At 43.0% G+C, this 11,633-nt stretch carries 7 protein-coding genes and 1 pseudogene; 7 read left to right on the top strand and 1 reads right to left on the bottom strand.

Annotated elements, in window-relative coordinates:
* From DXB15_RS16960 to DXB15_RS11260, 3 genes are all read left to right on the top strand, one after another.
* Positions 1 to 217, top strand: a 217-nt coding sequence (locus DXB15_RS16960) for a hypothetical protein (RefSeq protein WP_158582256.1), incomplete at its 5' end; no start/stop codon positions are given.
* Positions 218 to 675: 458 nt separating this feature from the next.
* Positions 676 to 3,834 carry an isoleucine--tRNA ligase gene (gene ileS, locus DXB15_RS11265; protein ID WP_118703013.1) on the top strand — a complete coding sequence of 1,053 codons (3,159 nt, stop codon included), beginning with the start codon at positions 676 to 678 and terminating at the stop codon, positions 3,832 to 3,834.
* Positions 3,834 to 6,302 (top strand): glycogen/starch/alpha-glucan phosphorylase, encoded by a 2,469-nt coding sequence (locus tag DXB15_RS11260; protein WP_118703012.1) that lies wholly within the window; start codon positions 3,834 to 3,836, stop codon positions 6,300 to 6,302. Before ileS ends, DXB15_RS11260 begins: the two co-directional genes overlap by 1 nt.
* 83 nt (positions 6,303 to 6,385) lie before the next feature.
* Here the strand turns inward: DXB15_RS11260 and DXB15_RS11255 are convergent, their stop codons facing one another.
* Positions 6,386 to 8,200 carry a S8 family peptidase gene (locus DXB15_RS11255; protein ID WP_118703011.1) on the bottom strand — a complete coding sequence of 605 codons (1,815 nt, stop codon included), beginning with the start codon at positions 8,198 to 8,200 and terminating at the stop codon, positions 6,386 to 6,388.
* A 486-nt stretch (positions 8,201 to 8,686) separates the two neighbouring features.
* Here DXB15_RS11255 and DXB15_RS17895 point away from each other — a divergent pair.
* The 4 genes and pseudogenes from DXB15_RS17895 to DXB15_RS11235 form a co-directional block, all read left to right on the top strand.
* Positions 8,687 to 8,803 (top strand): annotated as a pseudogene (locus DXB15_RS17895) (ABC transporter ATP-binding protein); the annotation flags it as partial.
* Between the two features lie 601 nt (positions 8,804 to 9,404).
* Positions 9,405 to 10,028 carry a carbohydrate-binding family 9-like protein gene (locus DXB15_RS11245; protein WP_158582255.1) on the top strand — a complete coding sequence of 208 codons (624 nt, stop codon included), beginning with the start codon at positions 9,405 to 9,407 and terminating at the stop codon, positions 10,026 to 10,028.
* 153 nt (positions 10,029 to 10,181) lie between these two features.
* The gene (locus DXB15_RS11240) at positions 10,182 to 10,370 is read left to right on the top strand and encodes a PspC domain-containing protein (protein WP_109216275.1); all 189 of its coding nucleotides are present in this window, start codon (positions 10,182 to 10,184) and stop codon (positions 10,368 to 10,370) included.
* Between the two features lie 338 nt (positions 10,371 to 10,708).
* Complete coding sequence (locus DXB15_RS11235; RefSeq protein ID WP_109216276.1) at positions 10,709 to 11,440, top strand: ABC transporter ATP-binding protein; 732 nt, start codon at positions 10,709 to 10,711, stop codon at positions 11,438 to 11,440.
* Positions 11,441 to 11,633: the final 193 nt, after the last annotated feature.

Here is an 11,633-nt window from a genome sequence, read left to right as displayed (position 1 = left end):
GATTACCTTTCTGACCGTCGCAGAGAACTTAAAAATTGGAGAAATTGCATCCCAGTTATTGGCAGAGAAACAGATCAGTTACAAATCCATTTTTGGAGCATATGTAATGCGTGCACAGTATGAACTGGCATCCTGGAATCAGGAGCAGAAATCCGAAGAGAAAGAAAATCAGCAGATGATCCAGGAGACAGTAGAGGATTATATTGAACAGGCGTAATTATGATAAAAATAAGTAAAAATCGTTTCAATCCTATGTAATAAGAAGCATTTTTGCTGAAACAAGGTTGACAACCGGTAAGCGAATACTTATAATTGCATTGTTAAAAAATGTTCAAAATGCAAAAACTATGATGAAGAGAGTACGCTGACTGGGAACATCGCAGAGAGCCGGGACGGTGGAAACCGGTATCAGTACCGTTCAGTGGAAAATCACTTCTGAGTTGCAGTTCTGAAACCTTTTATATGAGAGTAAGAGCTGACGGATTTTCCTCCGTTACAGGGAACTGGTATCCGGCGCATCTGCCGCGTACTTCGAACAGGTGGTTAAAACGATTTCTAAAAGCTTTCGTCCTTTTCGGGACGAAGGCTTTTTTTGTTACAGAGAAAAAACTGTAATGTAAAAGCGTTCCTGGGAGAATCATAATACTATTTAAAACATGAAATGAGGAGAACAGAATGTACGAAAAAGTTTCAACGAATCTGAATTTTGTGGATCGTGAGAAAAAGACAGAAGAATTCTGGAAAGAAAACGACATTTTCCGCAAAAGTATGGAAAACCGCAAGGAAGGCGAGACTTATACTTTTTATGACGGACCGCCGACAGCAAATGGTAAACCACATATCGGACACGTGCTGACACGTGTTATCAAAGATATGATCCCGCGTTACCAGACCATGAAAGGAAAAATGGTTCCGAGAAAAGCTGGTTGGGATACCCACGGACTTCCGGTTGAGCTGGAAGTAGAGAAAATGCTTGGTCTGGATGGAAAAGAGCAGATCGAAGAGTATGGTCTGGACCCGTTTATCAAAAAATGTAAAGAGTCCGTATGGAAATACAAAGGTATGTGGGAAGATTTTTCCGGAACCGTTGGTTTCTGGGCTGATATGGATAACCCATATGTTACCTACGACAACAACTTTATTGAGTCCGAGTGGTGGGCATTGAAAAAAATCTGGGACAAAGGCCTGTTATACAAAGGTTTTAAAATCGTTCCTTACTGCCCGCGTTGTGGTACTCCGCTGTCTTCCCATGAGGTAGCACAGGGATACAAAGACGTCAAAGAACGTTCCGCAGTGGTTCGTTTCAAAGTAAAAGGCGAGGATGCATATTTCCTGGCATGGACCACAACACCGTGGACACTGCCGTCTAACGTGGCACTCTGTGTAAACCCGGCAGAGACTTATGTGAAAGTAAAAGCTGCTGACGGATATACTTATTATATGGCAGAGGCACTGTGCGACACTGTTCTTGGCAAACTTGCCGATGAAGAGGCTGGCACAAAAGCATACGAAGTACTTGAAACATACAAAGGAAAAGACCTTGAGTACAAAGAGTATGAGCCGTTATTTGACTGCGCTGTAGATATTTGTGAGAAACAGCACAAAAAAGGCTACTATGTAACATGCGCTGATTACGTAACACTGACCGATGGTACCGGTGTGGTTCACATTGCACCTGCATTTGGTGAGGACGATGCACAGGTAGGACGTAAGTACGACCTTCCGTTTGTTCAGTTAGTAAACGGCAAAGGTGAGATGACAAAAGAGACACCGTATGAAGGTGTATTTGTAAAAAAAGCAGATCCGATGGTATTAAAAGATCTGGAAGAAAAAGGTCTGCTCTTTGACGCACCGAAATTTGAGCATAGCTACCCACACTGCTGGAGATGTGATACTCCGCTGATCTACTATGCAAGAGAATCCTGGTTCATCAAAATGACAGCAGTCAAAGATGATCTGGTTCGCAACAACGCTACCGTAAACTGGATTCCGGAATCCATCGGAAAAGGACGTTTCGGTGACTGGCTGGAGAACATTCAGGACTGGGGTATTTCCCGTAACCGTTACTGGGGAACTCCGCTGAACGTATGGCAGTGTGAGTGTGGTCATATGGAATCCATCGGAAGCCGCGCAGAGCTGGCTGAGAAGAGCGGAGATCCGAAGGCTGCAGAAGTAGAACTTCACCGTCCGTATATCGATGCTGTAACCATCAAATGCCCGCACTGTGGTAAAGATATGCACCGTGTACCGGAAGTTATCGACTGCTGGTTCGATTCCGGAGCAATGCCGTTTGCACAGCATCATTATCCATTTGAAAATAAAGAAGTATTTGAGCAGCAGTTCCCGGCTCAGTTCATTTCAGAGGCCGTAGATCAGACCCGTGGATGGTTCTACTCCCTGATGGCAGAGTCCACACTGTTATTCAATAAAGCACCATATGAGAACGTTATCGTTCTGGGCCATGTTCAGGATGAAAACGGACAGAAGATGAGTAAATCCAAAGGAAATGCCGTTGATCCGTTTGACGCACTGCAGAAATATGGCGCAGATGCGATCCGCTGGTATTTCTACATCAACTCAGCGCCATGGCTGCCGAACCGTTTCCATGGAAAAGCAGTTATGGAAGGACAGCGTAAATTCATGGGTACTCTGTGGAATACTTACGCATTCTTCGTTCTGTATGCAAACATTGATGAGTTTGATGCGACAAAATACAAACTTGAGTATGATAAATTATCCGTTATGGATAAATGGCTGCTCTCCAAACTGAACTCTACCGTAAAAGCAGTAGATGACAACCTTGGAAACTACAGAATCCCGGAAGCTGCAAGAGCACTGCAGGATTTCGTAGATGATATGAGTAACTGGTATGTAAGAAGAAGCCGTGAGCGTTTCTGGGCAAAAGGCATGGAGCAGGATAAGATCAATGCGTATATGACACTGTATACTGCACTGGTAACCATCTGCAAGACTGCAGCTCCGATGATCCCGTTCATGACAGAAGATATTTACCAGAACCTGGTAAGAAGCATTGACAAAGATGCTCCGGAAAGTATCCATCTGTGTGACTTCCCGGTAGTTGATGAGGCAATGATCAATCCGGAACTTGAGAAAAACATGGAAGAGGTACTGAAGATCGTTGTACTTGGTCGTGCAGCAAGAAATGGTGCAAATATCAAAAACAGACAGCCAATCGGCGATATGTATGTAAAAGCACCGTTTGAAGTACCGGAATTCTTCGTTGAGATCATCGAAGATGAGCTGAATATCAAGAAAGTAAGCTTCATCGAGGATGTCAGCGCATATACAAATTACAGCTTCAAACCACAGCTTCGTACCGTTGGACCAAAATATGGTAAATTCCTTGGCAAGATCAAAGCCGCTCTGGAAAACATCGACGGACATGCAGCAATGGCACAGCTGAAAAAAGAAGGTTCCATCACCTTATCTGAAGTGGACGAGAACATCGTTCTGACAGAAGAAGACTTACTGATTTCCGTAGCTCAGACAGAAGGCTTTGCTACCGAGACAGGAAATGACATCACTGTTGTACTGAATACAAAATTAACACCGGAACTGATTGAGGAAGGCTTTGTCCGTGAGATCATCAGTAAGGTACAGACAATGCGTAAAGAGGCAGGATTTGAGGTAATGGATAAGATCGTCCTTTCCTTCAAAGCAGAGAAAACAATCTGTGATGTATTTGCAGCACACAAGGAGCAGATCCAGAGTGAAGTACTTGCTGTAGAGATCACAGAAGGCGCATTAGAAGGCTACCAGAAAGAGTGGAATATCAACGGTCACAAAGTTGAGTTAGGAGTGGAAAAACAGTAATGAAAAATATTTTATTTGACAAAAAAGAATTCATCAAATGCGTAAAAGAAAATGTAAAGACACTTTACCGCAAGACCATGGCAGAGGCTTCCGAGCAGGAAGTCTTCCAGGCGGTATCCTATGCGGTAAAAGATGTCATCATTGACAACTGGCTTGCTACTCAGCAGACCTTTGACAAGGAAGATCCGAAAATGGTTTATTATATGTCCATGGAGTTCCTGATGGGTCGTGCTCTTGGTAACAACCTGATCAACCTGACCGCATATCAGGAAGTAAAAGAAGCATTGGATGAACTTGGTTTTGATCTGAACACGATTGAGGATCAGGAGCCAGATCCGGCACTTGGAAATGGTGGTCTGGGTCGTCTGGCTGCATGCTTTATGGAATCTCTGGCAACACTGGGATATCCGGCATACGGCTGTGGAATCCGTTACCGCTACGGTATGTTCAAACAGAAAATCAAAGATGGTTATCAGGTAGAAGTGCCGGATAACTGGCTGAAAAACGGTTATCCGTTTGAGCTGCGCAGACCGGAGCATTCTTTTGAAGTCAAATTTGGCGGCTATGTACAGGCAGAGCCGGCTGAGAATGGACGTACAAAATTCATTCAGAAAAATTATCAGTCTGTACTGGCAGTTCCGTACGACATGCCGATCGTTGGTTACAACAACAACATGGTAAACACTCTGATGATCTGGGATGCTGAGCCGATGGAGTGCTTCGAGCTGGATTCCTTTGACAAAGGTGATTACAGAAAAGCCGTTGAGCAGGAAAACCTTGCAAGAAACCTGGTAGAGGTTCTGTACCCGAACGACAACCATATTCAGGGTAAAGAGCTGCGTCTGAAACAGCAGTACTTCTTCGTATCTGCAAGTGTACAGCGTGCCGTAGCCCGTTATAAAAAATATCATCCGGATATCCACAAACTTTCTGAGAAAGTAACGATCCAGATGAATGATACACATCCGACGGTAGCAGTTGCCGAGCTGATGAGAATCCTTCTGGATGAGGAAGGTCTGACATGGGATGAGGCATGGGCAATCACAACAAAAACATGTGCATACACCAACCACACCATCATGGCAGAAGCTCTGGAGAAATGGCCAATCGAGATTTTCTCCCGCCTGCTTCCGCGTATTTACCAGATTGTTGAAGAAATCAACCGCAGATTCCTTCTGGAAGTAGAAGAAGAATATCCGGGAAATCAGTATAAAAAAGATAAAATGGCAATTATCCATGACGGACAGGTAAAAATGGCACATCTTGCAATCGTAGCAGGATACTCTGTCAACGGTGTTGCCCGTTTGCATACAGAAATCCTGAAAAATCAGGAACTGAAAGACTTCTACGAGTTATATCCGGAGAAATTCAATAACAAGACAAACGGTATCACACAGCGTCGTTTCCTGTATCACGGAAATCCGCTGCTGGCTGAGTGGGTATCCAACAAGATCGGTAACGACTGGATCACAGACTTAAGCCATATGGAAAAACTTGCTGTATATGTAGATGATCCGAAAGCACAGCAGGAATTCATGCAGATCAAATACCAGAATAAACTGCGTCTGGCAAAATACATCCAGGAGCACAACGGTATCGAAGTAGATCCGCGTTCCATCTTTGATGTACAAGTAAAACGTCTGCATGAGTACAAACGTCAGCTGATGAACATTTTGCATGTCATGTATCTGTACAACAAGATCAAAGAGCATCCGGAGATGGAGTTCTATCCAAGAACATTTATCTTTGGTGCAAAAGCAGCTGCAGGTTACAAAAATGCAAAACTGACCATCAAACTGATTAACTCCGTAGCAGATGTGATCAACAACGATGCAAGCATTGACAACAAACTGAAAGTTGTATTTATTGAGGATTACAAAGTATCCAACGCTGAGTGGATTTTTGCAGCAGCTGATGTCAGCGAGCAGATTTCTACTGCAAGTAAAGAGGCATCCGGAACCGGTAACATGAAATTCATGTTAAACGGTGCTGCAACCATCGGTACTATGGACGGTGCAAACGTAGAGATGGCTGAGGAAGTCGGAAAAGAGAACATGTTTATCTTTGGTATGAGTTCTGACGAAGTTATCGCACATGAGCAGAACCGTGATTACAACCCGATGGATATCTTTAATCAGGATCAGGAGATCCGTCAGGTACTGATGCAGCTCATCAACGGATTCTATTCCGGAAACGATACAGAGCTGTTCCGTGATCTGTACAACTCACTGCTGAATACTCAGTGCACACAGTATGCTGATACTTACTTCTGCCTGAAAGACTTCCGTTCTTATGCAGAAGCTCAGGAGCGCGTAGAAAAAGCTTACAGAAATGAGAAAGGCTGGGCAAAACTTGTTATGCTGAATGTGGCTCATGTTGGAAAATTCTCTTCTGACAGAACCATTCAGGAGTACGTAGATGATATCTGGCATCTTGACAAAGTAAAAGTAACTGTAACAGAGCAGTAGAATCAAGTTGAGCGTAGGTGAAACTTGGCGCGTGATTCTGGTCAGTGTAAGCTGACACATTCCACTTAGAATCACTGTGCATCTTAAATAGGGAGGCTGTCTGCTGTACACAGAGTGCCCCACCCGATATAGGGATTGGGGTATTCCGTGAGGGCAGGCAGTTTTTTTGTGCCCCGAATCAGGTATGCTTTTGCTTTTTCTCCGTAGAGATAAGGATCGTTGCCACGCAAAATCCCCCATTCCATCAACAGTGCACAGCTTCCGGTGACAAAGGGAGCTGCCATGGAAGTACCGCTTTTTGACGTATAACCGCCGCCGGGTGCAGCAGAAATGATATTGACACCGGGCGCTGCCAGATCCGGTTTGATGCGGTGTTCCATTCGGGTAAAACCACGTCCGGAAAATGGTGCATAATTGTTGAATGCGGCATTATAAGCACCAACTGAAATGACTTTGGAAGCGGTAGAGGGAATCGTGAGGGTGGTGTCTTCCGTTGGATACAGAAAGCCGGTGCCATTGCCGATCACGGATTGTCCCGGAAACCAGAGGTCATAGCCGCCGGCGGTGATACGGCGGGGATTCAGGGTTAGTTCCCAGAGACCTGCATCGATATAACTTCCACGGGGGATAAAATCCAGATAGATTTCCTGACTGGTGCTGTAAGGGCTTGGTTTTCCGTAATACACCAGAAGTTCGGTCGTTCCGGCGGTAAAGCGATAGGTGCCAAGCCGCTCCTGAAATGGTCCGATGACGGTGCCGTTTGGATGCCGCAGAATGATTTCGATTTCGTCAGAGTAGGATTTCCAGAGCTGAAGGTTTAGACCAGATTCGTAGTCGCTGACGGAAAAAGGAATGGAAGCAGGGGAAAATTGCCCCGAAGTAACAGTCGCAGGTGTTCTGGGAATATCCACTGCAGGTGCCCTGAAAGTATCTGAAACAGACGTTCTGGAATTATTTGTCAGAAAAGTTCCGGAAGTATGAATTCGGGAAGTACCTTCATTTCCGGTGCCGGTGATAATGCAGGATTTCCAGTAGGAAGACACATTATCAAGGTAAGTTTCCAACAGACTGGCACCATCATGGGAACCATAATTATTGCCGAAACTTAAGTTGACTGCCACGGGCATCTGTAACGTAAATGCTTTTTGTAGCACATAATCCACTGCACGCATTAATTCGGTAGTGCGGGGAAAACCATCCGGATCGGAAATGCCAAGTTTTACGATCAAAAGGGAACTCTGCGGAGCAACACCGCGGTATTGATCACCTGATGCACGTCCGTTTCCGGCGGCAATTCCGGCAACGTGTGTGCCGTGACCGGACAGATCCCGGCTTGGGACAAGTTGGTAACGTTCCTGGGATGAAGGAGCTTGCAGGGCTTCGTTGATTTCAGCTTGTGTGAAAATACGGTCCAGGCTCTGATCCCAAAGTTCGATGATTCGGGTGGTGCCGTCTGCGTTGCAGAAATCCGGATGTGCGTAGTCAATGCCAGAGTCGATGATGGCGATGAGGATGCCAGAGCCGAAGAGGTTGTTTCGTTCTGGATTTGGCTGCTGAGTGGTTTGCAAAGGGGTAATGCAGGAGGCTGACCGACCGGTGTTTACGGTAAAAAATAGCTGTTTTGGTTTTTCAATGTATTCGATTTCCGGGCGTTCCGATAAGGAATCCAACAGATTTGCAGGGACAGTCAGAATACCATAGCCGTTCAGTAATGGTCTGACCGTAATCTGCGGAAAAAGTTCCAGAAGGGTGTCAAAGCCACCGGAGGCTTTTGCAATGACTTCCCAGTTGCGGGAGATGTTATCATATCCAACATTTAGTTCTAAGGATTTTTCACGTTCTTCCGATGTGGCATCGAGAGCCAGATTCAGGAGATTTTCTAATTTTTCATTGTTCATGAGAGTGAACCTCTTTCTTAAAAATTTAGGAATATTATTGTTACTCTGGTATAAAGTGCGGATTATGCAGCAAATAACATATTTCTATAAATAGAACAAGTGTTTATTTTTCGCACGGCAATTTATCTTCCATTGGTAGAGAAGGGGAGAATTTTTACTAGATTATATTAAAATATGCTGTTCTACATAAAGTGGAAGTGGATTTTTCAGTAATTCAATGTATTTGTAATATAGCAGAGAAATATGAGCCAGATTATGATATCGGAAAAATATATGAGAAAATAGAAAAATAATATGTGAATAAGTATTCATGTATTGACGTATGAAAAGAACTATGATAAATTGAATTTGAAGTTACAACTAACTAAAAAAGAATCCTGAAGGCATAGGATTCTTTTTTACTGACTAATAGTTAGCAAAAACTAATTAAAGGAAATATAGAGATAGATTTAGATTAACAGTGAAAGAAATTTTGAATAAAAAACGGAAAGACAACTGACGGATTACCGCAGACGTCATTTGGGATATGTGTTTCAGATGTACAATCTGATTCCGAATCTGACGGTGCGGGAAAATATCGAGGTTGGTGCATATCTGGGAGATGATCTGCAGAACGTTTTGACACAGATTCGTGCACTGAAAGAGGCGGATGGCGCTTATCAGAGTTTTTCCGGATTGAAGGAAGGACAGAGCGGAAGCGTACGGTTTATCATTGAAACAGATGAAATCAGTAAATAATGATAAGAAATAATATGAAAAATAGTGAACTTTGCAGCAGAGTCCACTATTTTTTGAATTTATCTCAGTCGAGAAGACTCCCACTTCTGCAAGTGGTGAGTAATAACAAGTCTTTCTCAGTGGGAGTACAATCTCCGACTGAGATAAACGCTCCGCGGGGGCGCACATTGTCTGGGGGGCAATGGGTTTGCGCCGACCGGAACGGAGTGTAGATGTGCAGTGATTCTGAGAAGAATATGTCAGCTTTCGCTGACCAGAATCACGCACCAAGTCTCACGTGCGTTCGACTTGAAGTAGCTTTAGTAAAAACAATTACAGCAAATTCCGTTGGAATTGGTTTGTAAGTATTTAGAATATGTTTGATTTTTTGAAGTGTAGCATCGAATAAATATGTTTCGGTATTGTTGTGTTTCTGAAAATGCAATGCTATACTGAAATCAGCTTAATTACATGGGGGAATACTTATATGAACATAAAAATTATAGATGAAAAAGACCAATTTGCACAGTGTGAAACGTTTGAAATCACGCATCTTTTATGGGGAACCAAAGCAATTCCAAAAACATATGGAAAAATAGCCTGCTGGAAAGATCATGGTTTTCTGGTGGAAATGACTTGTGAAGAAGCAGATCCGCTTCGGACATATACCAAAATGAATGATCCGGTAAGTCTGGACAGCGGAATGGAAGCATTTTTATCCTTGTGGGCAGATCGCACACCATTGTATGTAAATGTGGAGATGAATGCAAACGGGGCAACGCTGATGCAGTATGGAACAGGGCGTGCGGATCGAACATTTTTTACGGAAGAACAGATCAGAATTTGCCAACCGCAGGCGGTAATAGAAGAAAATCGCTGGAAAATCAGTTTCTTTTTGCCGTTAGAACTGTTGGAAGAAATTGGTGGAACAATTCCACAGACATCCGGTACAAAGATTGCCTGCAATTTTTACAAAGTGTGTGAGGGTGATAATGCTGAGCAGATTCATTATGCCAGCTACACACCGGTAGATGTGCCAAAACCGGACTTTCATCGACCGGAATTCTTTTCAACTGGGATATTGAAAAATAATCTGACGCAGGGTGAATGAGCACGAAAAAGCCGGGGTTGAAACGTGAAGAAACAGAATCTTCTTGCGAAAAAAATACTTCTATAGTAAAATATATCTGTTCGCAATCGTGGAGATTTTCAGTAACCATACAGGCTTTGCCTGTGTGCAGGTAAATCGAAAGAGGGATAAAGAATGAAAAAATTATACAAATCAGAGGATAACAAAGTATTGTGTGGTGTATGCGGCGGTCTGGGAGAATTCCTTGGCATTGATCCGACCATCGTCAGATTGATCTGGGTCGTACTTGCTCTGGCAGCAGGAAGCGGACTTCTGATCTATATTCTGGCAGCAATCATTATGCCGCGCAGACCATTAGACTAAGCAGAATAATCAAATCTGGAACGTTATTAATCTGAGAAAATGATACTTATTTTCTAAAGATAAAAACGGGCAGGAAATGCATAACAAGAGGATTTAAATTAAAAAATATGAGCAGTGAAAGGACGAAAGTCTTTTCGCTGCTCTTTGCGTTTCAGGGAAAACCAAGAAAAACGCTAGGATATAAAAACGATAAAGCCGGATTGAAACTTAAAGCCGAATGCATATGAAGATTCTGGTCAGTGTAAGCTGACACATTTTCTCAAAATCACTGTATAGAGCTCTAAAGTATCGGGTAAAAAAATGATTAGAAGAATAAAAAACAGAAAGAGAGAAACAAGATGCTGGAATTGAAAAATGTGTCTTTTGAAGTATCAGACGAGAAAGCACAAAAAGAGATTATCAGAGGAATCAATCTGAAGATTGATGACAACAAATTTGTGGTCATTACAGGACCAAACGGCGGTGGTAAATCCACCCTTGCAAAACTGATCGTTGGTATAGAGAAACCAACCTCCGGTCAGATTTTATTCAACGGAGAGGACATTACAGAAAAAAGTATTACAGAGCGTGCCAAAATGGGTATCAGCTTTGCTTTTCAGCAGCCGGTACGATTCAAAGGAATCCAGGTGCTGGATCTGATCCGTATGGCAGCAGGTCGAAGAATGAGTGCGGCAGATGCCTGTCAGTATCTGTCCGAAGTAGGACTTTGTGCAAAGGATTATATCAACCGTGAGGTAAATGCAAGCCTTTCCGGTGGTGAGTTAAAACGTATCGAGATCGCTACGGTGCTGGCAAGAGGTACGCAGCTTTCTGTATTTGACGAGCCGGAGGCTGGTATTGATCTGTGGAGTTTCCAGAACTTGATTCAGGTATTTGAGCGCATGCAGGAGAAAACAAAAGACGGTTCCATCCTGATCATTTCCCATCAGGAGCGTATTTTGAACATTGCGGATGAAATCGTAGTGATCTCTGCAGGACAGATCGTAAATCACGGACCGAAGGAAGAAATTTTGCCACAGTTACTGGGAACATCTTCCGCAGTCAATATGTGTGACAAATTTAATAAGTAAAAATCTATATAGAGGATAAAATGCTAACGTTGATAGTTAAAAATATTTTATATTAGAAAAGAAAAAGGCTAATGGTGTTAGTTGAAAAATATCTTATTTATAGAAAAGAAAAAGACTAATGGTGTTAGTTATAAAAATTAAGATTATGGATAAAAAACTAATGGAGTTAGTTGAAATTTAGTTAGTGTATAAA

Origin of the sequence: Roseburia sp. OM02-15, from assembly GCF_003481835.1 — a bacterium.
GTDB lineage: Bacteria > Bacillota > Clostridia > Lachnospirales > Lachnospiraceae > Eubacterium_I > Eubacterium_I ramulus_A.
This window is presented reverse-complemented; position numbering and strand designations above follow the sequence as displayed.